This window comes from Staphylococcus coagulans, from assembly GCF_002901995.1.
Taxonomy (GTDB): Bacteria; Bacillota; Bacilli; order Staphylococcales; family Staphylococcaceae; genus Staphylococcus; species Staphylococcus coagulans.
Window position 1 is genome coordinate 1 of sequence record NZ_PPQN01000062.1, and the last position, 266, is coordinate 266.

Consider the following 266-nt stretch of genomic DNA (forward strand, 5'->3'; position numbering starts at 1 on the left):
CGCATCGGCGTCTGCGTCAGCATCGGCATCTGCATCTGCATCTGCATCGGCGTCAGCATCAGCGTCGGCATCTGCATCTGCATCTGCATCGGCATCTGAGTCTGCGTCAGCATCGGCATCTGCATCTGCATCAGCATCCGCATCCGCGTCAGAATCGGCATCCGCATCTGCATCTGCATCTGAGTCTGCGTCAGCATCGGCATCTGCATCGGCATCAGCATCCGCATCAGCGTCAGCATCGGCATCCGCATCTGCATCTGCATCTG

General features: G+C 58.6%; 1 protein-coding gene. It reads right to left on the bottom strand.

The genetic code is table 11. The features are described from left to right. On the bottom strand, nucleotides 1–266 hold a 266-nt coding region (locus CD118_RS12430; protein ID WP_206167719.1), incomplete at both ends, for a hypothetical protein.